Genomic DNA, 23,209 nt, shown 5'->3' on the forward strand with positions numbered 1-23,209 from the left:
TTCAGCCGGTCAGTTCGGCCACCAGCTTCCGGTAGGTGTCGAAGGCCGGCTTGCGCGAGTAGTCGTCGCGCAGCAGGCCGAAGTGGTGGAACAGCCCCGCACCCGCGCTGTCGGCGTCCCGCAGGGCGAAGAACGCGTAACCGGTAACGGCGAGTTCGGCGGCCAGCCCGGCGACCGTCCGGACCAGCTCCTCGACCACCTCGGCCTGCCGCGCCTCGCTCCGCCCGGGGCCGGTGGGCCACCCGTTCTCGCAGATCCGCACCGGTACGGCGGGCCCGATACCGGCCCTGGGCAGCAAGTCGCGACGGAATCCGGTGACCACCGCCCGTACCGCGTCGGCGAGTCCGCCGGGCGGGACGGGCCCGAAGACGTCCGGGTAGAAGTCCAGGCCGACGTAGTCCAGGGCGCGGTGGAAGCGCTCGTCGGCGAGCTTTCCGAGCTCGGGCCAGAAGGTGTCCGCGGGATCGAAGGACGGCACCGCGTTGAAGCCGACGGCCAGGTGGTCGTAACCGCGGGCCAACGCCTCCTCCTTGGCCGCGACCACGCCGGCCACCAGCGCCCGGCGGACGTTCGGGATGCTGCCGTCCACGGGCGGCAGGTCGAGGTTGGGCTCCTCGCAGATCTGGAGCAGGGCGACGCGGTGGCCCTCGGCCCGGACCGTGCTCCGGACGAAGTCCAGCCAGCCCGCCAATTCCCCGCTGCGGTCACGGTACTGGAGCACCAGGTCGAGCCTCCGGCCGTCCACGGCGTACTGCTCGGGCCGATCGGGGGCTTGCGCCGAGTCCGCGTACGAGCGGTAGGCGCGGACCAGGAACTCTGGTGCGTCGCCCTGGAGTTCGCGCAGCGCCGCAGTGATCAGCGCCGGGTCGTCGGGGCGGACGGGAGCGAGCACGCCGGTGTCGTCACCGAGCAGTCCGCCGGGATAGATGCCGAAGGTGAAGGTCATGCCGCGACCATACCCGATATTTTTGGTGTCACTGCAAGTTTGCTGCGACACCATGATTCTGGCATAGGATCCCGCCATGGGACTTCGCGAACTCAAGAAGCAACAGACCCGGGAGCTCCTCGCCGACACCGCCATGGGCCTGTTCGCCGAGCGCGGGTTCGACCAGGTCACGGTGGTCGAGGTGGCCCGGGCCGCCGGGGTCTCGCCCAACACGGTCTTCAACTACTTCCCGACCAAGGAAGACCTGTTCTTCGACCGGCAGGACGCCGTGGTCGCCCACTTGGCCGAGGTGGTCCGGCGCCGCCCGGCCGGCAGCTCCGCCGTGGCCGCCGTCCGGGCCGACCTGCTGGCCGCCCTCGAGGACGGGGAACCGACGGTCGGACTGAACCCTGGGATGGCGGCGTTCTGGCGGATCGTCGCGGACAGCCCGGCACTCCGGGCCCGGCTGCTGGAACTCGGCGAGCAGGCCGAGGCGGCACTGGCAGCCGTCCTGGCCGAGCAGTCGGGAGCCGCCGAGGACGACCCGCTCCCCCACGTGGTGGCCGGAGCCATCGCGGGGGCCCACCGCGCGGTGCTCGGCGAGATCCGGCGGGCCATGGTGGCCGGCGAACCGGCCGCCGCCGTCCGGACGCGAGTCCGGGCGGCGGCGGAGCAGGCATTCGACCTGCTCGCCTCGGGGCTCGCGGACTACCCGGCGCAGCGGTAGACCCCGCCTTCGGCCTCCCGTCGGCCCGCCCCCGGCTGCTCCGCGCCGGAGCCCGGGACGGCGCAGGCCGCCCGGTCGGATCGACGCGGGCGACCTGGGCCGATGGTCAGCTCTTCAGGTGTTCAGCCGTTCTGCTCTTCGGCCGGTCAGCCGTTCTGCTCTTCAGGTGCTCAGCCGTTCAGCCGTCCCGTACGGGCCGTCAGCCGTGGCGGCCACGGCGGCGGGCGGCCATCACGGCCAGACCGCCGAGGCCGAGCAGGCCGACGCCCGCCAGGCCGAAGACCACCGGGGCGTTGCCCGCACCGGTGGAGGGCAGCTCACCGCCCCCACCGGGGTGGTGGCTGGTCGGGTGACCGGTCGGGTGGTGGCCGGTCGGATGGTGGCTGGTCGGGGCCGGGTGCGCGCTCGATGTCGAAGCGCTGGCCGACGGCGAGTGGTGACTCGGGCTCGGGGAGGTGGGCATCGGCGAGGTCGGGCTCGGAGACGTCGGCGAGGGAGGCGTCGGGGACGGGGACGTCGGCGACGGCGAGGTCGGTGACGGAGACGGCGAGGTCGGCGACGGGCTCGGCGTCACCGTGCACTCCGGCAGGTCCCCGTCGAACGGGTAGCTGTGGATCTCGTAGCCGCCGGTCCCCGTGTGGATCAGGTTGCCCGCCAGGTACACCCGACCGTTCATGCCCGGCTGGGCGATGATGGTGGTGCCGCCCGGGTTGCCGGCCAGGACCGAGCCCTGGAACTGGGCGCCACCGAGGATCTGGGCCGTGGTCGCGGTGGGGAAGTTGTACATCAGCTTCGAGCGCAGCTCGGTGGTCTGGTCCCCTGCCAGGCCGGTGCCCGTGTAGGTGTTGATGATCGGGCTGTCGCCGAGCATGTTCACCACGACGGTGGCGCCGGCCGGGATGCGGTTGAAGACCAGGCCGATCTGCCGCCCGGCCGGCGAGGCGAGGTTCCGGGTGACGTTGAAGACCTGCTTCGCGCTGGTCCCGTCGCCGGTGAAGGTCGCCGTGCTGGAGGAGATGTCGACGGTGCCGGTCGCGGTGGCCCGCCCCACGCAGTCGGAGACCTCTTCGATCCGGGTGAGCACGGTCCGGTACGGCGCGGCGGCGTTGGAGTCCTGGATCGACTGGCCGGTGGGATCGATGTTGACGGTGCCGGTCACGCTGCCGGCGTGGCGCAGGTTGCCGAACGCCTGGCCGTGGGAGTCGCTGCCACCGATGAGGACGGTGTTGCCGGTCCTGACGTCGGCGTTCCCGCCGGTGGTGACGAAGTCGCTGCCGTTGGGCGGGACGACGCGTGAACCGACGCCGACGACGCCCATGTTGTAGACGCCGCCGCCGTTCTTGTCGACGGCCAGGTTTCCCAGCGTGACGATCTTGCCCTCGGCCTCGGCGGCGCGGCCGTTCACAATGTAGTTGCCGCCGGTGAAGACGTTGATGGTGGCGTCCCGTCCGGTGAAGTCGCCGTTGTTCGACGGCGGCCAGGTGCCGGGGCAGTCGGGTCCGGTGCAGGCGCCCAGCGGCGGGGCCAGCGGAGCGGCCGAACCGACCGTCAGCACGGCGGCCGGCGGCAGCGCGGCGACGGCTGTCGCCACCGCGACGCGGACGGCCCGGCGGCTGCGGGTGGCGGGTGTTCTCACGGCGGTCGTTCGGTGATCCGGCGAACCGGTGGCCTGCCCCATCGACTGTTCCTCCGCGCAGAGAAAAGGGCAGGTTCGGATGACCTGCCATGGTCCGTGTGATCTGCTGGCGGTCCCACAAATCCGGGATATCCAACCCTATATCGGACTATTCGCACCCTATGGACCCTCAGGTCCGATCCGGAATTCTTACGAACGGCCCAGCGATCTCCCGGGTGCGCTCCCCTGCCCGCGAAGCTCTAGGTTGGAGTCATGACCACCGAGGCCCAGGACCAGAGCGCGCCGCTCGTCGCCGTCGCGTCCGCCGACGCCGTGCTGCGGCACCCCGAGGCGGGCGAGCACCTGCTGACCGCTCTCGAACGGGAACGCGCCGCGCGTTTCCGGCACGAGTCGGGGCGGGTCGACTTCACCGCCGGGCACCTGCTGGTCCGGCTCTGCGCCGCGCGGCTGCTCGGTGTCCCGGCGGCGGGCCTGGTGCTCGCCCAGCAGTGCCCGGACTGCGGGCTCGCCGACCACGGCAAGCCGTACCTGCCGGACCACCCCGGGGTGCACGTGAGCCTGTCGCACACCCGGGGCGTGGTCGCGGCGGGCGCCGGCTACCGGCCGATCGGCGTGGACGTCGAACTGTCCGGCCGCGGCGGCTCGCTGCGGGCGGTCGCCCGCCGGGTACTGGCCCCGGCGGAGCTCGCCCTGGTCGAGGCGGACCCGGAGCCGGACCGGGCGTTCCTGCGGCTGTGGGTGCGCAAGGAGTCGCTGATCAAGATCGGGCGGGCCACCCTGGACACCCTCGGCCGGATCGACCTCTCCGCCCTGCCGTTGGCCGTACCGCCGGGGGCGCCGGTGCGCAGCCGGTACGAGGACCTGCACCTGATCGACTGGACCGACCCGGAGCACGGCGCCGCCGTCGCGGCGGTCAGCACCGCCGCGCCGCGGATCGTGGAGCTGACGGCCGCGGGCTGAACCGCGGGCCCGGGCTCTCGCCACCGCCGACCCGAGCGGCGGGCCCGTGGATAAGCGGTGTTAGCGTGCCTGCTCGTGGGCGCGCCGACCGCGCGCGCCCGCTTCCCAGCTGCCCACCGGATCCAAAGGGTGCCCCGCCATGGCCAAGTTCCTGCTGAGCCTGCACGTCCTCGTGTCGGTCCTGTTCATAGGCCCGGTCGCGGTCGCCGTCAGCATGTTCCCGCGCCGGGCGAAGGCCGCGCTGGCCGGCGGGCCGGACCAGGCCTCCGACGCGGGCGTGCTGCGCGTCCTGCACCGGATCACCCAGGTCTACGCGCTGCTGGGGGTCGCGGTGCCGGTTCTGGGCATCGGCCTGGCCCAGGTGATGGACGTGATGGGCCAGTCCTGGGTGATCGTCTCGATGGTGCTGACCGCGATCGCCGCGCTCTCGCTGCTGCTGTTCGTGCTGCCCGGCCAGCAGGCCGCCGTGGAGGCGCTCGGCCTCGACCCGGCGGACGAGCAGCGCGCCAAGGCCGTCAACGGCCTGCGCCTGCTGCCGATGACGGCCGGGGTGTTCAACCTGCTGTGGGCCGTGGTCGTGGTCCTCATGGTCATCCGGCCGGGCTCCAGCACCGGCGTCTGATCCCTCCGGATCCCCCGGATCCCCCGGATCCCCGCCGTCCCCCTGCCCACCCGGCCTCACCCGGCCCCGTCCGGCCCGTCCGGTCCGTCCGGTCCGTCCGTGCCCCCTCGCCCCTCGCCCCCTCCCGCCGACCGGGCTTGTTCGAGTACCGTCCTGGGCCATGACGATCATGGCGGGCATGGGCAGCCCGACGGGAACCGGCGTCGGCCCGCTGCTGCGCGGCTGGCGGGAACGACGACAGCTCAGCCAACTGCAACTGGCGCTGCGGGCGGACTCCTCGGCCCGGCACCTCAGCTTCGTGGAGAACGGCCGCTCCCGCCCGAGCCGGGAGCTCCTGCTGAGGCTGGCCGAGCAGTTGGACGTCCCGGTGCGTGAGCGCAACACCCTGCTGCTCGCGGCCGGCTACGCCCCGCACTACCCCGAGACACCGCTGGACGACCCCTCGATGGACGCGCTGCGCGGCGGCGTGGAGCGGCTGCTGGCCGCCCACGACCCGTACCCGGCGGTCGTCGTCGACGGGAGCTTCCGGGTACTGGCGGCCAACCGCTCGCTCGGACTGCTCCTGGACGGGGTCGCCCCGCACCTGCTGGAGCCGCCGCTCAACGCGATCCGGGTCACCCTGCACCCGGACGGGCTGGCGCCGCGCATCGTCAACCTGCGGCAGTGGCGCCACCACCTGCTGGAGCGGATGGAGCGCCAGCTGGAGCTGGTCCGCGCCGAACCGCTGCGGCGGCTGTACGAGGAGGTCCGCGGCTACCCCGAGCCGGCCGACGACCCGGCGCAGGACGCGGCCGGGGACGGCTTCCCGTTCGCGCTACCGGTCCGGATCCGCCACGACGGGCGGGTACTGTCCTTCCTCTCCACCATCGCGACCTTCAACACCCCGCTGGACGTGACCGTCTCCGAGCTGGCCATGGAGACCTTCCTCCCGGCCGACGCGGCGACGGTGCGGTTCCTGCAGTCCGCGGTGGGGCCGGAGCGTCAGCTGTAGCGGGCGCTCCCACCGTTGCGGCTGTTCCCGCCCTTGCCGTCGTTCCCGCCCTTGCCGTCGTTCCCGCCGCTGCGCCCGCTCCGGCGCAGGGCGGTGAACTGCAGGACGGCGAACAGGCCGACCGCCGCGGCCTGCACCGGGATCCAGACGAAGCCGGCGGTGGTCGGCTCCAGCCACGCCTCCATCGCCACCAGGCTGAGCACCACCCAGGCCAGGTTGAGGTCGATCACCGTCCGCACGCCCAGCGGCGGCGGCTGCCGACGGGCCGCCAGCGCGCCGACCGCGACCGCGTAGACGGCGAGGAGGGCCCCGAGGCCGAGCAGGGTGGCGCGGCCGAGGCCGAGCAGCTCACCGAGCGGGCCCGGGAAGGCCAGGTAGGCCAGGCCGTTGCCGCCGGTGACCAGGGCGTCCAGGGCGAGGACGCCGCGCACCGTCCACGGCGAGAACGCGGAACCCGGCCGGGCGGGGGTGAGGGTGTTCGCGTGGGCGGACATGACGGATCGCCTCCTGTCGGGGGTGGGATCCCGGGGCCTTGACGGCCTCACCGGGTTGCCCCCACCCTGCCCGGCCCGACGGCGGGCGTCGATTACCCCGCAGGTAACGGCCACTCCGGGCGCCGGGGCCGTACGGTCGCTACCGACTCCGGGGCGGGTACGGTCGCTACGGCCTCCGGGGCGGCTGCCGGAGCAGGACCCCCGCCCGCTTCACCGCGCGGGCGGTGATCGTGGTCTCGACGCGGGCGGCCCCGAGCGGGCCGAGGGTGTCGGTGAGGAAGCGGTACAGCTCGCCGTGGTCCGCGCAGAACAGCGTCGCCAGCAGGTTGGTCGGGCCGCTGGTGGCGAACACGCCGTGCACCTGCGGGTGGCGGGCCAGGGCCGCACCGACCTCGGCGAGCCGGCCGGGCGGCACGTCCAGCCAGAGGTTGGCGTCGACGGCCATGCCGAGCAGCCGCGGGTCGACGGTGGCGTGGGTGCGCAGCAGTCCGAGCTCGTCCAGCCGGTGCAGTCGGCGGCGCACGGTCGACTCGGGGGCGCCGACGGCCGCGGCCAGGACGGCGTGGGACTGCCGGGCGTCCTCGCCCAACCGATCCAGCAGCGCACGGTCGAGGCCGTCCAGCGGTGGGGGTGCGGCGGGGCGCGGGACGGCGGGACGGGCGAGCGCGGCGGCCTCCGCCTCGGTCAGGTGGCCGGCCCACCACTGCCCGGCGTCGGCGAAGGCGTGCAGCACGGCGTGGGTGGTGGTCTCGGTGACGGCGCCGGTCGCGGGCAACTGCCCGTACAGCAGCCGGTCGCGGGCGCCGGCGTCGGTCATCATGACGGCGCCGATCTCGTGGCCGCCGAGCATCACGTCGACGAAGGGGACGTCGGAGCGGTCGGCCAGCGCCTGCGCGATGGTGTCCACCCGGCCGCTGAGCACCCGGACCCGCAACAGCAGCGCACCCACGGCTGCGTCCTCGACGTCGGGCATCCGGACCACCCGCAGCACCCCGGCCTGCCGCATCCGGGCCAGGCGGCGGGTGACCGTACGGGCGGAGACGCCCAGCACCTCGGCGATCCGGCCGGGCTCGGCCCGTCCGTCCACCTGGAGGGCGCAGATCAGGCGGCGGTCGAGCGCGTCCAGTACGGCGTCCGGATCGGCAGCGGAGAGGTCCATGGTGTCCGATTCCCGTCATTCTCGGCGGCTTGAGCGTCCCGTTCGGCAACCCCGACGGTACTACTTGTCTCGGGAGGCCGGAGCGAACCGGCCGTGAGCAGGTGAGGAAGACCGTGATGAACGAGCTGTGGACGCTGGCGCAGGGTGTGGAGGCCGCGGTGCGCGAGGTCGGCGCGAAGCTGGCGGCCCGCCGGTCCACCGAACCCGTCACGGCGCGGACGCTCGAGGAGGCCGGGGCCCGCTTCGCCGAACTGGACGGGCCGGCCGCCGCCGAGCTGCAGCAGCGGCTGACCGCGCTGCGCCCGCAGGCCGGCTGGGTGCCGGAGGAGTCGGACGACTCGGTGCCCGCCGAGGGCGAGTGGTGGCTCTGCGACGCGACCGACGGCGCGGTGCAGTACCTGCTCGGCCAGCCGCACTGGGCGGTCACCGCCACGCTGGTCCGGGACGGCGCCGCCGTGCTCGCCGTGGTGCACGCCCCGGAGCTGAACGGCGGACGGACCTACCGTGCGGTGCTGGGCGGCGGAGCCGAGCTGGACGGTCGCGCCATCACCCCGCTGGAGCGCGAGCTGGCGGCCACCGTCGCCGCCACCAGCCAGCCGCCGCGGGTGGCCGGGGACCCGGTGGCACTGCGCCGGGCGGGCGAGTCGCTGTCCGCGATGGCGGGCGCGGTGCTGGCGGTGCGCAACCTCGGCCCGACCGCACTGCAGGTGGCGCAGGTCGGCTCCGGGCACCTGGCGCTGTTCTGGGAGTACGGCCTGGACGCGGGCAACCTGCTGCCCGGCGCGCTGATCGCGAGCGAGGCGGGCGCGGCGGTGACGGACGCCGCCGGGGCGGCCTGGACGGCCGACGCCGACAGCTTCCTCGCCGCCGCGCCCGGGCTGCACGCGGACGCGCTGGGGGTGCTGGGGGCGGTCAGCTGAGCTTGAGGTCGTCAGCTGAGCTTGAGGTCAGCTGAGCTTGAACAGGGCGGCCGCGTTGTCGTGGCAGACCGCCCGCAGCCACTCCTCCCTCAGCCCCAACCCGGCCAGCGCGTCCAGCTGGTGGACGTACCGGTACGGGATGTTGGGGAAGTCGCTGCCGAGCAGGATCCGGTCCTGCAGCCCGCGCAGGCGCGGCAGTTCGTCGCGCGGGAACGGGTCGTCGGCCTCGACGAAGTCGGTGAACGCCATGGTGGTGTCCAGCCGGACGGCCGGGTGGCGCTCGGCCAGGTCGAGGAATTCGCGGTAGTCGGACATGCCGAGGTGGGCGACCACCAGGACCAGCCCGGGGTGCCGGTCCAGCACCGCGCCGATCGGGCCGGGACCGGTGAACTTGCCCGCCACCGGCCCGGATCCGCAGTGACTGACCACCGGGGTGCCGGTCTCGGCGAGCAGTCCCCAGACCTCGTCCAGCGAACGGTCCGTCGGGTCGTAGCCGCCGACCTGCAGGTGTGCCTTGAACACCCGGGCGCCGTCCTCGATCGCCCGGGCCACGTAGCCGGGCGCCTCGGGTTCGGCGAAGAAGGTCGCGGTGTGCAGGCAGTCCGGGGTGCGGGCGGCGAAGTCGGCGGACCAGGCGTTCAGCCAGGCGGCCATCCCGGGCTTGTGCGGGTACAGCATGGACGTGAACGCCCGCACGCCGAACTCCCGCAGCCGCCGGACGCGTTCGTCCTCGGCCTCGCGGTAGGTGATCGGCCAGGGGCGGTTGATGAGCGGCCCCGCCGCGTCGAAGTACGCCCACACCTTGTCGAGGACGTTCTTCGGCATGAAGTGGGTGTGCACGTCGATCAGGCCGGGCAGCCCGAGGGCCTGCCAGAACGCGCGGACCTCCGCCACCTCCTGGCAGCCCGCCTCTCGGGCGCTCACTTCCCGGGGGCTCACGCGGGCGCTCACTTCCCGGCCGCTCACGCGGGCACCGGGCGGGCGCGGTCGATGATCGCCTCGGTGTCGACCCCCGCCGGCAAGGTGCCGAAGGCCGCGCCGCGGTCGCCGCCCAGCCGGCCGGCGCAGAACGCGTCGGCCACCGCCGGGTCGCCGTACCGGACCAGCAGCGAGCCCTGGAAGGCCAGCGCCATCGACTCCACCAGCCGGCGGGTGCGGTACTCCAGGTCGGTCAGGTCGGTGAGTTCCTTGCGCAGCGCGGCGACGGCCGCGTCCAGCCGGCGGTCCGCGCCCGCGGCGGCGTCGAGTTCGCCGAGGAAGGCCTCCACGCTCTCCGGGCGCTTGGCCATGGCGCGCAGCGCGTCCAGGGCGGCGACGTTGCCGGAGCCCTCCCAGATCGACACCAGCGGCGCCTCGCGGTAGAGCCGGGGCATCCCGGACTCCTCCACGTAGCCGTTGCCGCCCAGGCACTCCAGCGCCTCGGCGGCGTGCGCCGGACCGCGCTTGCACACCCAGTACTTGGCCACCGCCAGGCCCAACCGCCGTACCAGCGACTCGGTTTCGTCCCCGGCCAGGGCGAGGTCGGTGGACTGGGCGAGCCGCATCGCGACCGTGGTGGCCGCCTCGGACTCCACCACCAGGTCGGCCAGCACGTTGCGCATCAGCGGCTGGTCGACCAGCGCCTTGCCGAACGCCCGCCGGTGCAGGGCGTGGTGGACGGCACGGGTGGCGCCGTAGCGCATGCCGGAGGCGGCGCCGATGGTGCAGTCCAGGCGGGTCATGTTGACCATCTCGATGATGGTCGGCACCCCGCGGCCCTCCTCGCCGACCAGCCAGCCGGCCGCGCCGTCGTACTCCAGCTCGGCGGAGGCGTTGGACTTGTTGCCGAGCTTGTCCTTGAGCCGCATCAGGTGCAGGCGGTTGCGGCTGCCGTCCGGCAGGACGCGCGGCAGCGCGAAGCAGCTGAGCCCGCCCAGGGCCTGGGCGAGCGTCAGGAACAGGTCGGACATCGGCGCCGAGGTGAACCACTTGTGGCCGGTGATCCGGTAGGTGCCGTCCGGCTGCGGGACCGCGGTGGTGGTGTTGGTGCGGACGTCCGAGCCGCCCTGCTTCTCGGTCATCGACATGCCGGCGATCAGCCCGCGCTTGGTGCGCGGCTCGCGCAGCCCGAAGTCGTACTCCTTCGCGGCCAGCAGGGGCTCCCACTCCTCGGCCAGGGCGGGGGTCGCACGCAGCGCCGGGACGGCGGCGTAGGTCATCGAGATCGGGCAGGTGTGGCCGGCCTCGACCTGACTCCAGACGAAGAACTTGGCGGCGCGGGCGGCGTGGGCGCCGGGGCGCTCGTCCCGCCAGGGCGCGGCGTGCAGGCCGTACGAGACGGCGGTGCGCATCAGTTCGTGCCAGTACGGGTGGAACTCGACCTCGTCGATCCGGTGACCGAAGCGGTCGTGGGTGCGCAGCACCGGCGGGTTCTCGTTGGCCAGCCGGCCCCACTCGGCGGCCTGCTCGGAGCCGGCCAGCCGGCCCAGCTCGCGCAGCTCGGGCTCGGCCCAGCCCGCGCCGGCCCGCCGCAGGGCGGCGAGCAGCGCGGGGTCGGCGGCGGTGTCGTGTCCGTACGGCAGGGGCACCTGGTTGGTGACCTCATGCGTCGCTGTCATCGCGTCCTCCCAGGGCACGCAGGGTGAAGGAGACCAGGGCGGGGACCACCTCGGCGGCGGCCCTCCGGGGATCGGTGGGCGTGGCGGGCCCGGTGGGCCGGGCAGGGCCGGCGGGATCGGTGGGCCCGGCAGGCTCGGCGGGATCGGTGGGCTCGGCGGGCGTGGGCCCGGTGGGCGTGGGCCCGGCGGGCGTGGGCCCGGTGGGCCCCGCAGGCTCGGCGGATTCGCCGGCGAGCGGGCCGGCCAGCGCCTCGCCGACCGCGCCGACCAGGGCCGCGGCGGTCAGCACCGGGTCCTGCTCGGGCAGTTCGCCGCTCGCCACGGCGGCGGCGATCTCGGTGGCGATCACATCACGGAACGCCCGCCGGAACACCAGGCGCTCACCGTCCACCACCGCGTCGGCGGGTTCGACCAGCAGCGCGTACGCCAGCCGGCGCGCGCGCAGGGCGCGGGTGGCGAAGGTCTCGACGACGGCGGCGATCCGCCGCTGCGGGGTGTCCCACTGGGCGGCGGCCGCGTTGACCGCGTCGATCTCGCGGGTGACCACCCGGCGGAACAGCTGCACCGACAGCTCGGCCTTGTTGGCGAAGTGCTGGTAGAGGCTGCCGGTGGCGATCCCGGCGCGGTCCGCCACGGCGGCCATCGTGCAGCCGCCGTAACCGCGTTCGGCGAGCAGGAGGACGGCCGACTGCAGCACCGCCTCGCGCTGGGCGTCCAGACGGGCTTGTACGGCGGGCGTGCGTCGGTAGGCCACGGAAGCATTGAAGCACTGATTCAGCGCTTCGGGGAGGGGCCGGGCCGCCGGGGTCCGGGCTGCCGGGGTGGGGGCTCCCGGGGTCGGGTCTCCCCGGACGACGCGAGGAGGCCACCCCGGGCAGCGGGGCAGCCTCCTCAGTTCGTGGTGATCGCCGACGCGCTACAGCGGGCGGCGCTCCTGCTCCTGCCGCTGGCCCTCGACGTCCAGCGGGCCGAAGGCCGGGATCAGCTGCGGCGACTTGGCCAGGGAGCGGGCGGCGTCCTGGTCGCCCAGGCCGGCCCACTCCAGCACCTTGGCGGTGGCCTCCGCCGACTGCTCGGCGGGCAGCTTGCCGATGTTGGAGCCGTGGTTGCCGCCGGGCACGGTGTAGACGTAGCTGTCCTCACTGCCCCGGCCGAGGTGGAACGGCTTGGCGCCCCACGGGTCGTTGCCGCCGTAGACGTACATGATCCGCTCGCCCTCGCGCTTCACCCAGCGGTCGATGTCGGGCATCGCGTTCCGGTTGAAGACGGTCGGGATCTCCTTCGGCACGTAGGTGCGGGCCGAGTAGAGCTCCTTGTAGTCGTAGTGCAGCAGGTCCTTCAGGCGCGAGACGTCGAAGAACGGTGCGCCCAGCTCGGTGGCGGCCTGGTAGTAGTACGCGGTGTACTTCGCCAGCGACTGGTCGCTGTTGCCGGTGATGCCCGACTGCGCGTCGAACCAGGCGTACAGCTCGTCGTCGGTCGCGGTGGCGGCCACCGGGACCTTGGCGCAGTCCGCCTCCAGGCTGTACTGCCAGAACGCCCAGACCACGTCCAGCACGCCCGCCTCGTACGCGCGGTCCGGGGTGCCGAGGGTGTTGAAGGTGGAGCCGGCCGCCTTGTTGTCAGCGACGTAGCGGGTCTCCAGGCGGTCGCGGCGCACCAGCAGCTCGCGCTGGGCGGCGTTCAGCCGGTCCCGGCACTCGGGGGTGCCGACGGTGCGGAAGAACTCGCTGTAGGCCGCGTAGTCGTTGACGTCGGTGTTGTTCGGCGCGACGTAGGCGATCGTGCCGGCCACGTCGTCCGGGTAGAAGCGGCGGTAGAAGGTGGAGGACATGCCGCCCTTGCTGGCGCCGGTGGACAGCCACTCCTGCTGGTAGATCCGCTTGAGCGCGGTCACCAGCCGGTGCGAGTCGGCGGCCCCCTGGCGGATGCCGGCCTTGGACCAGTCCGCCGGGTCGGGGCGCGAGGGGGTGAAGAAGCGGTACTCGATGGAGACCTGGTTGCCGTCCACCAGCCGAGTCGGCTCGGTGCGGGACGGGGTGGTGCCCAGGGTGTAGCCGTTGGTGTAGAAGACGGTCGGGCGGTCGTAGCCGCGGTGCAGCAGGCTGAAGCGCTGCTGGAAGGTGCCCAGCCAGGGGCGGAACTGGTCGATCGGCTGGGTGTAGGTGGCGAGGAAGTAGCGGTGGTCCGCGTCGGTCGGCTTCTCCTCGGTGATGGTCACCCCGGGGATCGCAGCCAGCCGGTCCTTGATGTCGGCGTTCGGGTCGTCGGCGGGGCTCCGGCCGTGGGCCGACCCGGCCGTCCGGGCGCCCTGGGCGTCGGCGGCCAGCGCAGGGGACGCCAGCCCGCCGAACGCGAGCAGCGGTATCAGCAGGGTGGAAACCAACAGTCTTCTCAGCGTGGTGGTCATCAACTCTCCATCTGGTCAACGGACATGACTGCCGCCTTGTGGACACAACTCTGCGGTGCGGGTGGTACGGCGGCCGCCCGGTGGACGGCCGAATGGGCCATCCGCCGTCGGCGGGTGGCCCATCGGGGCAAGGGCGCTGGTCGTTGGGCCGTTGGGCCGTTGGGTCGCCGGGTCGCTGGGTCGCCCACGCGCGGGCGGTGCCTAAGGCAGGGCGGCCGCCTATGGGCGGGGCGGGTGCCCTACGGGCGGGGCAGGGCGCAGCCCGGGAGGGTGAGGTCGAACCGGTTTCCGGTGGCGAAGCAGGCCGGGATCCCGTACGTCTCCTGGGCGTAGCCGATGCCTTGGCGCACCGTCACGGTGCCGCTCTGGTCGACCTCGCAGGGGTTGTCCAGGGTGCAGCGCTCGCCGCTCTCGTTGATCGTGTTGTTGACGGCGACCAGCTGGCCGGACGAGGCGTCGACCACCGGCGAGCCGGAGGTGCCGCCGATCACGTCGCAGCTCGAGGTGTAGCGGACGGAGTCCTTGAAGGTCCAGTCGGCTTCCTTCAACCGGTAGGCGAAGCCGTCGACCGAGCAGGAGTAGATCTTCTTCCAGTAGCCGGAGACGACCCGGATCGAGGCGCCCTGGACGGGGTGGGTGGTGGCGACGGTCAGCGGGGCGATCCCGTACCGGGACTGGATCGAGGAGTAACTGGTGTTCAGCTGGTAGATCGACACGTCGGTGTCGGTCATCGCGCCGTAGACCACCTTGGTCGCGCGCAGCGTGGCGAGGCGTCCGCCGGTGGCGCTGAGCAGGGTGAAGCTCCGGCTGGAGGGCTGGTCGAGGACCACCTGGCCGGGGCCGGGCATGCCGGACTCCAGGCAGTGGCCGTTGGAGAGCACGAGCGCGGGGTCGCTCGCGGCCGAGCCGGGCATCCGCACCAGCGAGCCGGAGCAGTTGCTGAGTGCGACCGCTCCGGCGAAGTTGACGGTGGCCGAGGGGGCGGCCTGGACCTGGGAGGCTCCGGCGAGGGTGGCTCCGGCGGCCAGGAGCGTGGCGAGCATGCCTATGAGCGGCTTCTTCATGAGAGACCTCTCGGTGTGGGGGGTCCACGTGGGGGTCCACCAAAGCTGTCGCGGACATGACGTCCTGTCAAGAGTCAAAGCGCGACAAAGAGGCCATCCCGATCCGCCATGCCCGGTTGGCACCGCCGTCGGGGCCGGGACGCCTTCGCGCTCCCCGCCCCACGGGTCAACTCCCCTGCCAGTGGCGCCGACCCAGGCTGATCAGGCGCAGTTGCAGGCGCGCGGTGGCGGCGATCCGCCGCTCCCGGGCCGGGTCCGCCTCCTGCGCCTCCAGGAAGGCGGAGGCCGTGGACACCATGTGGTCCACGTACAACTCGGCGAGCATCCGCAGGTCCCGCTCGCTCCACCCCCGCGACACCGGCTGCAGCGCGAGCGCGGCACCCACCTCGGCGGCGAAGCGGCCGAGTTCGGCGTCGATCGCCTCGCGCACCTGCCGGACCCCGCCGTGCCGCTCGCGCGACAGGAAGCGGACGTGCGCGCGGTGTTCGCGGACGTGCCGCTCGATCACGTCCACCGCGCGGTCGATCAGCTCCTCGGCGCCGCCGGCCTCGGCGAGCACCGAGCGGATCATGACGTGCAGGCTGGCCAGCGACTCCTCGACCAGCGCGACCCCGAGTGCGGCGAGGTCCGGGAAGTGCCGATAGAACGCGGCCGGGGAGAGCCCGGCCTCCCGGGTGACCTCGCGAACGCCGAGGCTCGCCAGGTTCTGATCGGCCAGCAGGTGCAACCCCGCGTCCAGCAACGCCCGCCGACTCTGCTGCTTCTGGGCCTGTCTGGCCCCTACGGTGTGACTCACGTCATTCAGTAAACAGTTGTTTGCCGAACTTGGCCAGCCGGGGTACAGTGGTGCCGAAGTCAGTAAACACTTGTCAACCAAAACCGGCGCCACCACAGCCGCCGTCGAAGGAGTCAGCCGTGATCCTGTTCTCCGCCCTCGTCGCCATGGCCGTCCTGATCGGTACCGCCGCCCACACCTCGCTCCCGGTGTTCCTCGCCGCCTCCGCCGCCATCACCGCCTGGCTGCTCGCCTTCGGCGCCCGCGAGGGCATCGCCCGCCTGCGCCACCGCTGACCCGGACCCTCCCCGGACCACTCCCGCGTCCACTCCCGCGACCACTCCCGCGACCACTCCCAGAGAGGACCTGCACAGCCATGAGCACCGTCACCACCCCGCAGAACGCCGGCCGCCGGGAGACCGCCGAGGCCGACAACCTGGCCGTCGCCTCCTTCCTGCTCGGCCTGCCGGGCCTGCTGCTCTTCAACATCGTCCTGGGCCCGATCGCCATCACCCTCGCCACCCTGGCCCTGCTCCGTGGCACCAGCCGCCGCGGCCGCGCCGTCCTCGGCCTCGCGCTCGGCATCGCCTCGCTGGCGATCCTCGCCGTCACCACCGCCACCTCCCACGGCGTGCTCATGGACTTCAGCTCCTGAGCCGTCCTCAGCTCCCCGGCCGATCCGCCGGACAGTCGACCCGTCGGGCCATCGAACCGCCAGACAGTCGATCCGTCCGACAGTCGAACAACTGATCCCTTCAATCCGCCCCGCTCCCCCGGCCCGGCACATAGGGTGGGCCACATCGGCCGGACGACCTCAGGGGGCAGGAGTGACCACGGAGAACCGCAGCGACGCACAGCCGGCGCGGCCCACCCCGACGGGCGGACGACTCCTCGCGGTGAGCGATCTGCACATCTCCTACCAGGAGAACCGCGACCTGGTGGAGAAGATCCAGCCCACCCACCCCGACGACTGGCTGCTCGTCGCCGGCGACGTCGCCGAACTCACCACCAGCATCGAGTGGGCCCTCGGCCTGCTCGCCGAGCGCTTCGCCCGCGTGGTGTGGGTGCCCGGCAACCACGAGCTGTGGACCCACCCCGAGGACCCGGTCCAGCTGCGCGGTGTGGCCCGCTACGAACACCTGGTGGAACTCTGCCGCCGCCTCGGCGTGGTGACCCCCGAGGACCCCTACCCGGTCTGGGGGGGCGCGGGCGGGCCGGTCCGTATCGCCCCGCTCTTCCTCCTGTACGACTACTCCTTCCGTGCGCCGGGCACGACCACCAAGGAGGAGTCCCTGGCGGCCGCGTACGAGAGCGGCGTCGTCTGCGCGGACGAGCGGATGCTCCACCCCGACCCGTTCCCGGACCTCGACTCCTGGTGCCGAGAGCGCGTCCGGCTGACCGAGGCGCGGCTGGCGGCCTGCGACCCGGACGTCCCGCTCGTCTTCGTCAACCACTACCCGCTGGTCCGCCACCCCACCGAGATCCTCTGGTACCCCGAGTTCGCCCAGTGGTGCGGCACCGAGCTGACCGCCGACTGGCACCGCCGCTTCAACACCGCGGCGATGATCTACGGCCACCTGCACATCCCCCGTAAGACCAGCTACGACGGCGTGCCCTTCGAGGAGGTCTCGCTGGGCTACCCGCGTGAGTGGCGCAAGCGCGGCCTGCCGGACCCGCTGCTGCGCGAGGTGTTCCCGCAGACCGCGGACTGACTCCCTGCTCCGGCTCTTCCTCCTCACGCCCTCCTCGCGCCGTCACGCCACCGTTTCCTCCTCCGTCTCCTCCTTCCCTGCCTTCTCCTCCGTCGCGATCGGCTCCTACTCCGTGGCGATCGCCCGCAGGACGTCCAGCCGCGCCGCCCGGCCCGCCGGGCGCAGGCCGGCCACCGCGCCCGCCAGCAGCCCGGCCGCCAGGACCACGGCCAACTGCTCGGGCGGTATCGCGAAGGACCCCGTCCCGGCGCTGTCCGAGGCCCGGACCAGGGCCCAGCCGAGGAAGGCGCCGAGCCCCAGCCCGCCGACCGTGCCGAACGCCGCCACCAGCACCGACTCCCAGCGCACCATGCCGCGCAGCTGCGCCCTGGTCTGGCCGACCGCCCGCAGCAGCCCCAGTTCCCTGGTCCGCTCGTGCACCGCCAGCGTCAGCGTGTTGGCGATGCCCAGCAGCGCGATCAGCACCGCCAGCGCCAGCAGCGCGTAGACCACCGAGAGCATCATGTCGACGCCGGAGGCCGCGCTCTTGGCGTACTCCGCCCGGTCCTGCACCTGCGGACTGCCGAACGGGACCAGCGCCTTCTCGACCGCCGCCTTGCCGGCGCCCGGTGAGACGCCGTCGCGCAGCCCGACCGCGACCATGGTGTCGGCGTCCTGCCCCCGGTGCGGGGCCCAGGCCTGCCTGGTCATCAGGTAGTCCCCGGCCAGCCCGCCGCCCTCGTAGAGCGCACGGACGGTGAACGGGCCGCTCGCGCCGTCGGTGAAACCCACGGTGACGGTCTGTCCGAGCCGCCAGCCGTGCTGGTGCGCCTCGGTGCGGGAGACCGCCAGCCCGTCCGTGCCGAGCGCGGCGAGCGAGCCGTCGACCCGGCCGAGGTCGACGATGCCGGACAGCCGGGCCGGGTCGGTGACGTCCAGCGTCCGCCCGTGCCCGTCGATCCGGGCGACGCCCCGGCCGAGCCCGACCGTCTGCCGCACCTCGGGCAGCCCGGCCAGGGCGTCCGCCACCTTGGGGCTGATCCCGCTGCCGCCGGCCCCGAACGAGGCGGTGGTGACGGCGAGATCGCCCGCGAAGGACTTGCTCACCGTGTCGTCCAGGGTGGCCTTGATCGACGCACCGAAGACCGTGAACAGCGTGACCACCGCGACCCCGATCATCAGCGCGCTCGCCGTGGCCGCCGTCCGGCGCGGGTTGCGGGCCGCGTTGCGCCGGGCCAGCACCCCGGAGACGCCGCGCAGCCTGGGCAGCGGCGCACCCAGCGTCCGGACCGCGAAGGCCGCGGCGACCGGCCCGAGCACCACCGTGCCCGCCAGCACCGCCAGTGCCCCGGCCGCCGTCAGCAGGACGGACGGACCGTCGGTGGCGCCGAGGACGGCCACCGGGACACCCCCGGCCAGCAGCAGTCCGCCGAGCGCCACCCGGACGGTGCCCGAGCGCCCCTGCGCCGCCCGGTCGACACCGGTCTCCCGCAGCGCCGCCAGCGGAGCCGTCCGCCCGGCCCGGACGGCCGGCAGCAGCGCCGAACCCACCGCGACCAGCGTCCCGACCAGCAGCGGCAGCAGGACGGCGGCCGCGCTGATCACCATGCCGCCGGTCGGCAGGGCGAAGCCGAGCACCGAGAACAGCGCCTTGAGTCCGGTCGCCACCCCGATCCCGCCCAGCAGCCCGCCGAGCGAGGCCAGCAGGCCCACCGCCAGTGCCTCCGCCAGCGTCGCCCCGAGCACCTGGGCGCGCACCGCGCCGAGCGCCCGCAGCAGCGCGTTCTCCCGGCTCCGCTGGGCGACCACGATGGCGAAGGTGTTGTGGATGGTGAACGTCGCCACCAGCAGCGCGATCCCGGCGAAGACCAGCAGCAGCGTGGTGAACATGGTCAGGAACCGCCCGGACAGCAGCTGGGTGGACTCCTGGGTGGCCGCCGTACCGGTAATCGCCTCGACGCCGGAGGGCAGTTGCGGGGCGATCCGGTCGACCAGCTCCCGCTGGGACACCCCGCCGGCCGCGCGGACCTGGATCGAACCGGCCTGCCCCGCCCCCTTGGGCGTGAGGTAGCGCTCGGCGTCCGCGAAGGTCATCGCGGTGAAGGTGCTCGGCCCCATGCCGTCCGCGCTCGCCCCGAAGGTCGCGATACCGACGATGGTGACCGGCACCGGGTCCGGGGTGCGCAGCACAGTGGTCGAGCCGAGGTGCAGCCCGCCCGACTTCGCCGCGCCCCGGTTCACCACGACCTCGCCCGGGGCGGCCGGCGCCCGGCCCTCGGCCAGCCGGTACGGGTTGAGCCGGCCGTCGGTGAGCCAGTTGCCCGCCAGCGTGGGCGGGCCCTGACCGCCGATCGGTTTGCCGTCGCTCCCGATGAGTTGACCCGCGCCCTGGACGGACGGCTCGACGGCCGCCACGCCGGGGATCGTGCGCAGCCGGTCGGCGAGCGACACCGCCACCGGCGCCCGCACCCCGCCGGCCGTGCCCGGGGAGTCCAGGACGTCGGCGCTGCGGACCACGACGTCGGTGCCCGCGTTGGCGTCGGCGAAGAGGGTGTCGAAGTTGGCCCGCAGGGTGTCACCCAGCACCATCGTGCCGGTCAGGAAGCTCACCCCGAGCAGGATGGACAGCAGGGTGCCGGTCAGCCGCCGCTTGTGGGCGCGCAGCGACCGCAGGCTGAGCCTGAGGGTGGCGGTGTTCATGCGCCCGCTCATGCCTGCCCCCGTTCGAAGGCCTTCATCCGGTCCAGCACCAGCCCGGCGCTGGGCCGCTCCATCCGGTCGACCAGTCGGCCGTCGGCGAGGAACAGCGCCTCGTCGGCCCAGCCGGCGGCCGTCGGGTCGTGGGTGACCATGACCACGGCCTGGCCCATCTCGTCCACCGCCCGGCGCAGCAGGCCGAGCACCTCGCCGCCGGTGCGGGAGTCGAGGTTGCCGGTGGGCTCGTCGGCGAAGACCACCTGCGGCCGCCCGGCCAGCGCCCGGGCCACCGCGACCCGCTGCTGCTGGCCGCCGGAGAGCTCGCTCGGACGGTGCTGCAGCCGGTCGCCGAGGCCGACGACGTCGATCAGCGCCTCCAGCCAGGCCCGGTCGGGGGCGGCCCCGGCCAGGTCGAGCGGGAGGGTGATGTTCTCCCGGACGGTGAGCGTGGGCACCAGGTTGAAGGCCTGGAACACGAAGCCGATCCGCTCCCGGCGCAGCAGCGTGAGCCGCCGGTCGCTCAGCGAGCCGAGTTCGGTGTCCCCGATCCAGGCGCTGCCGGCGGTGAGCGTGTCCAGCCCGGCCGCGCAGTGCATCAGGGTGGACTTGCCCGAGCCGGAGGGGCCCATGATCGCGGTGAAGCGCCCGGACGGGAACTCCACCGTGACGTGGTCCAGCGCCCGGACCTCGGTGCCGCCGACGCCGTGGATCTTCACGGCGTCGGCGACCCGCGCGGCGGTGCCGCGTACGACGTCGAGGGTGGTCACTTGGCGCCACCTCCCCGTGCGTCGTCCCGCGGCGGTTCGCTGAGCACGGCCCGCTTGGCGCGGTACTCCTCGGCGTCGATGTCGCCCTCGGCGTAGCGGCGGCCCAAGACGGCCAGCGGGTGCTCCGCGGCGGATCCGGCCCCGTACCCGAAGCCGCAGCCGCGGCGCCGCCAGACCGTGCGGCGCAGCACCACGATCACCAGGAACACCACGGCGATCCAGACCAGGGGGATCAGCAGGATCCAGGGTCCGGGCCCGTGCCAGTCGGCGAGCTGCGTGTACATGGTGGTTCATCTCCTCGGCCGTGGGCCTTCAGGACCTCGGGCGGTTCCCGAGGTGTCCGAAGCGTCCCGCCGAGGGGTCTCATCACGCGTCCTACCAGCAGCGGCAGTCGGGATACTCCCGGGAGAGTACGAGCGGCCGGTGACACGCCGGGCCGGGAGTAGCCGCACCCGGGAACGCCCGCGCCCGGGAGTAGGCACGCAGGGAGTAGGCACGCCCGGGCGTAGGCACGCAGGGAGTAGCCACACCGGGAGCGTCCGCGCCGGGACGGAATCCGCCGCTCAGCCCAGCCAACCCGGCCGCACCAGCCCCGACTCGTAGGCCAGCACCACCAGTTGCGCCCGGTCCCGCGCCCCGAGCTTCACCATCGCCCGGCTGACGTGCGTCTTCGCCGTCAGCGGGCTGACCACCAGCCGCCGGGCGATCTCCTCGTTGGACAGCCCCATCCCGACCAGCGCCAGCACCTCGCGCTCCCGCTCGGTCAGCGTCGAGATGTCCGTCAGCCCCTTCGGCGCCGCCTCGGGGGCCTTGGACCGGGCGGCGAACTCGCCGATCAGCCGTCTGGTCACCCCCGGCGAGAGCAGCGCGTCCCCCGCGACCGCGACCCGGATCGCCCGCAGCAGGTCGGCCGGCTCGGTGTCCTTGACCAGGAAGCCCGCCGCCCCCGAGCGCAGCGCCTCGAAGACGTACTCGTCCAGCTCGAAGGTGGTCAGCACGACCACCCGTACGGAGGACAGCGCAGGGTCCTCGGCGATCCTCCTGGTCGCCTCCAGCCCGTCCATCCTCGGCATTCGGATGTCCATCAGCACGACGTCCGGCACGAGTTCGCGGGCGAGCTGCAGCGCCGCCTCCCCGTCGTCCGCCTCGCCGACCACCGTGAGGTCGTCCTGCAGGTCCAGCAGGGCCCGGAAGCCCGCCCTGACCAGCAGTTGGTCATCCGCCAGCAGTACCCGAATCACTCATTCCCCGCCTTCGGTGTCGGCAGCTCCGCCCGGACCCGGAAGCCGCCGCCGGGCAGCGGCCCCGCCGTGATGGTGCCACCGAACGCGGCCGCGCGTTCCCGCATCCCGACCAGCCCGCTGCCGGACCCGCCGGCGTCGGAGACCACCGTCGGCCCCGGGTCCTCGACCCGGACCACCAGCAGGGCGGGGTCCGTCCAGTCCAGCACCACGACCGCCTGCCGGGCCGCCGAGTGCCGGATGACGTTGGTGAGGCCCTCCTGGACGATCCGGAAGGCGGTGAGGTCGACGGTGGCGGACAGCGCGCGGCGCTCGCCGCGCTCGTGCACCTCGGCCTCCAGTCCCACCCGGTCGGCCTGCTCGGTGAGTTCGTCCAGCCGGTCCAGCCCGGGGGCCGGGCCGCGCGGCGCCGCCCCGGGCCCGCGCAGCGTCGCCAGCACCTGGCGGACCTCGCCGAGCGCCTCCTTGCTGGTCGACTTGATGGTGACCAGCGCGGTGCGGGCCTCCTCCGGCCGCCGGTCGAGCAGTGCCAGCGCGACCCCCGCCTGGATGTTGATCAGTGACAGGCTGTGCGCCAGGATGTCGTGCAACTCCCGGGCCATCTTGAGCCGTTCCTCGTTGGCCCGGCGCTCCTCCAGCTGCTGGCGGAAGGCCCGGTGGGCGGCGATCCGCTCGCGCCGGAACCGGACGATCTCGGCGATCGCCAGCACCAGCAGCAGCCAGGCCAGCAGCCCGAGTTCCTGCAGCCAGGCGGTGCCGGACGGCGGGGCGGCCCGCTGCCAGTTCGCGGGCAGCACGAAGGTGACGAGCACGTGCACCAGGTAGACCCCGCCCAGGCCGGCCCAGGCCGCCCGGCGGTGCCCGGCGGCGATCGCGGCGCAGCAGGCGATCAGCCAGCTCAGGAACGCCGGCCCGTACGGGTACCCGGCGGCCAGGTACCCGGCGGTGACCACCGAGGTGCCGGCCACCACCGCGACCGGACGGCGGCAGCGCAGCACCAGCAGGGCCGGCCCGAGCAGCAGCAGGAGGTAGCCGAACGCGTCCAGCGGCGCCCGCCCGGGCTGGTTGTGCGCGGCGAACCGCGAGCCGACCAGCTGGACCACCGCGACCGCCACCGCCAGCCCCAGCGGCAGGCCCGCCTTGGCCGCGCGCACCCACGGCGGGCGCCACGGCTCGGGCGGCTCCGGCGCGGCCGGATCCTCCGCGGACGGCTCCGGCGGTTCCTCCGCAGGCGGCTCCGGCGGCTGGGACATGGGCGGCATCATGCCCACAAGCTAGACCCGCGCCCCGCCCCCACGCGTCCTCCACGGGTGGCGTTCGGGCGTACTCCCGCTGGAGTACATCCGAAGGCGCCCTACTCCCCCGCCCTGCCCCCCACTCTGCCCCCTCTGCTCCCCTCTGCTCCCCCCGCTCTGCCCGTCTCAACGGTCTGGCGGTCTAGGCCGTGTTTTAGAACGGGTGATCTCCGCGCCCTACTGCCGCAATGATCTTTGCTGTGGGGCGTGGGGATCTATGTGATGAGCAATGGGCCGT

Annotated in this window: 23 protein-coding genes; 8 read left to right on the forward strand and 15 right to left on the reverse strand. The window is 73.6% G+C overall.

Annotation, left to right across the window (positions count from 1 at the left end; genetic code table 11):
* Window position 1: 1 nt before the first annotated feature.
* The gene (locus ACZ52J_RS31895; protein WP_465623690.1) at window positions 2-946 is read right to left on the reverse strand and encodes a hypothetical protein; all 945 of its coding nucleotides are present in this window, start codon (window positions 944-946) and stop codon (window positions 2-4) included.
* A 76-nt stretch (window positions 947-1,022) separates the two neighbouring features.
* On the opposite strand from ACZ52J_RS31895, the gene ACZ52J_RS31900 reads away from it, so the two are divergent.
* A complete protein-coding gene (locus tag ACZ52J_RS31900; RefSeq protein ID WP_465623692.1) occupies window positions 1,023-1,652 on the forward strand; it encodes a TetR family transcriptional regulator in 630 nt (209 codons plus the stop codon).
* Between the two features lie 199 nt (window positions 1,653-1,851).
* On the opposite strand, the gene ACZ52J_RS31905 is transcribed toward ACZ52J_RS31900, so the two are convergent.
* On the reverse strand, window positions 1,852-3,288 hold the full coding sequence (locus ACZ52J_RS31905; RefSeq protein WP_465623693.1) for a choice-of-anchor A family protein: 1,437 nt from the start codon (window positions 3,286-3,288) through the stop codon (window positions 1,852-1,854).
* 252 nt (window positions 3,289-3,540) lie between these two features.
* Here ACZ52J_RS31905 and ACZ52J_RS31910 point away from each other — a divergent pair, with 252 nt between their 5' ends.
* The 3 genes from ACZ52J_RS31910 to ACZ52J_RS31920 all read left to right on the forward strand — a co-directional run bounded on the left by ACZ52J_RS31910 (window position 3,541) and on the right by ACZ52J_RS31920 (window position 5,861).
* Window positions 3,541-4,248: a 4'-phosphopantetheinyl transferase family protein gene (locus ACZ52J_RS31910; RefSeq protein WP_360492854.1), complete on the forward strand. Its 708-nt coding sequence runs from the start codon at window positions 3,541-3,543 to the stop codon at window positions 4,246-4,248.
* A 139-nt stretch (window positions 4,249-4,387) separates the two neighbouring features.
* Window positions 4,388-4,870, forward strand: a complete 483-nt coding sequence (locus ACZ52J_RS31915) for a hypothetical protein (protein WP_360492856.1) — start codon at window positions 4,388-4,390, stop codon at window positions 4,868-4,870.
* Between the two features lie 160 nt (window positions 4,871-5,030).
* Window positions 5,031-5,861, forward strand: a complete 831-nt coding sequence (locus ACZ52J_RS31920) for a helix-turn-helix domain-containing protein (RefSeq protein WP_465623695.1) — start codon at window positions 5,031-5,033, stop codon at window positions 5,859-5,861.
* Here ACZ52J_RS31920 and ACZ52J_RS31925 read toward each other — a convergent pair.
* Both ACZ52J_RS31925 and ACZ52J_RS31930 read right to left on the reverse strand, forming a co-directional pair.
* Complete coding sequence (locus ACZ52J_RS31925; RefSeq protein WP_465623696.1) at window positions 5,852-6,355, reverse strand: hypothetical protein; 504 nt, start codon at window positions 6,353-6,355, stop codon at window positions 5,852-5,854. The two genes, ACZ52J_RS31920 and ACZ52J_RS31925, sit on opposite strands and share 10 nt — an antisense overlap.
* A 166-nt stretch (window positions 6,356-6,521) precedes the next feature.
* Window positions 6,522-7,514: an Lrp/AsnC family transcriptional regulator gene (locus ACZ52J_RS31930; RefSeq protein ID WP_465623697.1), complete on the reverse strand. Its 993-nt coding sequence runs from the start codon at window positions 7,512-7,514 to the stop codon at window positions 6,522-6,524.
* A 116-nt stretch (window positions 7,515-7,630) separates the two neighbouring features.
* Between ACZ52J_RS31930 and ACZ52J_RS31935 the strand changes: the two genes are divergently transcribed.
* Window positions 7,631-8,434, forward strand: coding sequence for an inositol monophosphatase family protein (locus tag ACZ52J_RS31935; RefSeq protein WP_465623699.1), 804 nt, complete (start codon window positions 7,631-7,633; stop codon window positions 8,432-8,434).
* Between the two features lie 27 nt (window positions 8,435-8,461).
* On the opposite strand, the gene ACZ52J_RS31940 is transcribed toward ACZ52J_RS31935, so the two are convergent.
* The 6 genes from ACZ52J_RS31940 to ACZ52J_RS31965 all read right to left on the reverse strand — a co-directional run bounded on the left by ACZ52J_RS31940 (window position 8,462) and on the right by ACZ52J_RS31965 (window position 15,301).
* Window positions 8,462-9,358 (reverse strand): amidohydrolase family protein, encoded by an 897-nt coding sequence (locus ACZ52J_RS31940; RefSeq protein ID WP_465623700.1) that lies wholly within the window; start codon window positions 9,356-9,358, stop codon window positions 8,462-8,464.
* A 38-nt stretch (window positions 9,359-9,396) separates the two neighbouring features.
* Window positions 9,397-11,031, reverse strand: a complete 1,635-nt coding sequence (locus ACZ52J_RS31945; RefSeq protein WP_465623702.1) for an acyl-CoA dehydrogenase family protein — start codon at window positions 11,029-11,031, stop codon at window positions 9,397-9,399.
* A complete protein-coding gene (locus ACZ52J_RS31950; RefSeq protein ID WP_465623703.1) occupies window positions 11,015-11,785 on the reverse strand; it encodes a TetR/AcrR family transcriptional regulator in 771 nt (256 codons plus the stop codon). Before ACZ52J_RS31950 ends, ACZ52J_RS31945 begins: the two co-directional genes overlap by 17 nt.
* A gap of 162 nt (window positions 11,786-11,947) precedes the next feature.
* Complete coding sequence (locus ACZ52J_RS31955) at window positions 11,948-13,441, reverse strand: S28 family serine protease (RefSeq protein ID WP_465623705.1); 1,494 nt, start codon at window positions 13,439-13,441, stop codon at window positions 11,948-11,950.
* A 239-nt stretch (window positions 13,442-13,680) separates the two neighbouring features.
* Window positions 13,681-14,505 carry a S1 family peptidase gene (locus tag ACZ52J_RS31960; protein WP_465623708.1) on the reverse strand — a complete coding sequence of 275 codons (825 nt, stop codon included), beginning with the start codon at window positions 14,503-14,505 and terminating at the stop codon, window positions 13,681-13,683.
* 166 nt (window positions 14,506-14,671) lie between these two features.
* Window positions 14,672-15,301: a TetR family transcriptional regulator gene (locus ACZ52J_RS31965; RefSeq protein WP_465623710.1), complete on the reverse strand. Its 630-nt coding sequence runs from the start codon at window positions 15,299-15,301 to the stop codon at window positions 14,672-14,674.
* A 119-nt stretch (window positions 15,302-15,420) separates the two neighbouring features.
* Between ACZ52J_RS31965 and ACZ52J_RS31970 the strand changes: the two genes are divergently transcribed.
* From ACZ52J_RS31970 to ACZ52J_RS31980, 3 genes are all read left to right on the forward strand, one after another.
* Window positions 15,421-15,576 carry a hypothetical protein gene (locus tag ACZ52J_RS31970; RefSeq protein ID WP_189918519.1) on the forward strand — a complete coding sequence of 52 codons (156 nt, stop codon included), beginning with the start codon at window positions 15,421-15,423 and terminating at the stop codon, window positions 15,574-15,576.
* A gap of 80 nt (window positions 15,577-15,656) precedes the next feature.
* A complete protein-coding gene (locus ACZ52J_RS31975) occupies window positions 15,657-15,935 on the forward strand; it encodes a DUF4190 domain-containing protein (RefSeq protein WP_465623712.1) in 279 nt (92 codons plus the stop codon).
* Between the two features lie 172 nt (window positions 15,936-16,107).
* Window positions 16,108-16,992: a metallophosphoesterase family protein gene (locus ACZ52J_RS31980; protein ID WP_465623713.1), complete on the forward strand. Its 885-nt coding sequence runs from the start codon at window positions 16,108-16,110 to the stop codon at window positions 16,990-16,992.
* A 105-nt stretch (window positions 16,993-17,097) separates the two neighbouring features.
* Here ACZ52J_RS31980 and ACZ52J_RS31985 read toward each other — a convergent pair whose 3' ends face one another.
* From ACZ52J_RS31985 to ACZ52J_RS32005, 5 genes are all read right to left on the reverse strand, one after another.
* Window positions 17,098-19,671, reverse strand: a complete 2,574-nt coding sequence (locus ACZ52J_RS31985; protein WP_465623714.1) for an FtsX-like permease family protein — start codon at window positions 19,669-19,671, stop codon at window positions 17,098-17,100.
* Between the two features lie 8 nt (window positions 19,672-19,679).
* Window positions 19,680-20,435 (reverse strand): ABC transporter ATP-binding protein, encoded by a 756-nt coding sequence (locus ACZ52J_RS31990; RefSeq protein WP_465623716.1) that lies wholly within the window; start codon window positions 20,433-20,435, stop codon window positions 19,680-19,682.
* Window positions 20,432-20,719 carry an SHOCT domain-containing protein gene (locus ACZ52J_RS31995; RefSeq protein ID WP_360492895.1) on the reverse strand — a complete coding sequence of 96 codons (288 nt, stop codon included), beginning with the start codon at window positions 20,717-20,719 and terminating at the stop codon, window positions 20,432-20,434. Before ACZ52J_RS31995 ends, ACZ52J_RS31990 begins: the two co-directional genes overlap by 4 nt.
* 279 nt (window positions 20,720-20,998) lie before the next feature.
* Window positions 20,999-21,676 (reverse strand): response regulator transcription factor, encoded by a 678-nt coding sequence (locus ACZ52J_RS32000; protein ID WP_360492898.1) that lies wholly within the window; start codon window positions 21,674-21,676, stop codon window positions 20,999-21,001.
* Window positions 21,673-22,929: a sensor histidine kinase gene (locus tag ACZ52J_RS32005; RefSeq protein WP_465623718.1), complete on the reverse strand. Its 1,257-nt coding sequence runs from the start codon at window positions 22,927-22,929 to the stop codon at window positions 21,673-21,675. The genes ACZ52J_RS32000 and ACZ52J_RS32005 overlap by 4 nt, the downstream gene beginning before the upstream one ends.
* Window positions 22,930-23,209: the final 280 nt, after the last annotated feature.

The organism is Kitasatospora sp. NPDC034035, assembly GCF_055575755.1.

What these genes read in the sequence shown, in the direction of transcription:
- ACZ52J_RS31895 (WP_465623690.1), bottom strand. Translation starts at nt 946, where the DNA reads ATGACCTTCACCTTCGGCATCTATCCCGGCGGACTGCTCGGTGACGAC.
- ACZ52J_RS31900 (WP_465623692.1), top strand. Translation starts at nt 1,023, where the DNA reads ATGGGACTTCGCGAACTCAAGAAGCAACAGACCCGGGAGCTCCTCGCC.
- ACZ52J_RS31910 (WP_360492854.1), top strand. Translation starts at nt 3,541, where the DNA reads ATGACCACCGAGGCCCAGGACCAGAGCGCGCCGCTCGTCGCCGTCGCG.
- ACZ52J_RS31915 (WP_360492856.1), top strand. Translation starts at nt 4,388, where the DNA reads ATGGCCAAGTTCCTGCTGAGCCTGCACGTCCTCGTGTCGGTCCTGTTC.
- ACZ52J_RS31920 (WP_465623695.1), top strand. Translation starts at nt 5,031, where the DNA reads ATGACGATCATGGCGGGCATGGGCAGCCCGACGGGAACCGGCGTCGGC.
- ACZ52J_RS31925 (WP_465623696.1), bottom strand. Translation starts at nt 6,355, where the DNA reads ATGTCCGCCCACGCGAACACCCTCACCCCCGCCCGGCCGGGTTCCGCG.
- ACZ52J_RS31930 (WP_465623697.1), bottom strand. Translation starts at nt 7,514, where the DNA reads ATGGACCTCTCCGCTGCCGATCCGGACGCCGTACTGGACGCGCTCGAC.
- ACZ52J_RS31935 (WP_465623699.1), top strand. Translation starts at nt 7,631, where the DNA reads ATGAACGAGCTGTGGACGCTGGCGCAGGGTGTGGAGGCCGCGGTGCGC.
- ACZ52J_RS31945 (WP_465623702.1), bottom strand. Translation starts at nt 11,031, where the DNA reads ATGACAGCGACGCATGAGGTCACCAACCAGGTGCCCCTGCCGTACGGA.
- ACZ52J_RS31955 (WP_465623705.1), bottom strand. Translation starts at nt 13,441, where the DNA reads ATGACCACCACGCTGAGAAGACTGTTGGTTTCCACCCTGCTGATACCG.
- ACZ52J_RS31960 (WP_465623708.1), bottom strand. Translation starts at nt 14,505, where the DNA reads ATGAAGAAGCCGCTCATAGGCATGCTCGCCACGCTCCTGGCCGCCGGA.
- ACZ52J_RS31975 (WP_465623712.1), top strand. Translation starts at nt 15,657, where the DNA reads ATGAGCACCGTCACCACCCCGCAGAACGCCGGCCGCCGGGAGACCGCC.
- ACZ52J_RS31985 (WP_465623714.1), bottom strand. Translation starts at nt 19,671, where the DNA reads ATGAACACCGCCACCCTCAGGCTCAGCCTGCGGTCGCTGCGCGCCCAC.
- ACZ52J_RS31995 (WP_360492895.1), bottom strand. Translation starts at nt 20,719, where the DNA reads ATGTACACGCAGCTCGCCGACTGGCACGGGCCCGGACCCTGGATCCTG.
- ACZ52J_RS32005 (WP_465623718.1), bottom strand. Translation starts at nt 22,929, where the DNA reads ATGTCCCAGCCGCCGGAGCCGCCTGCGGAGGAACCGCCGGAGCCGTCC.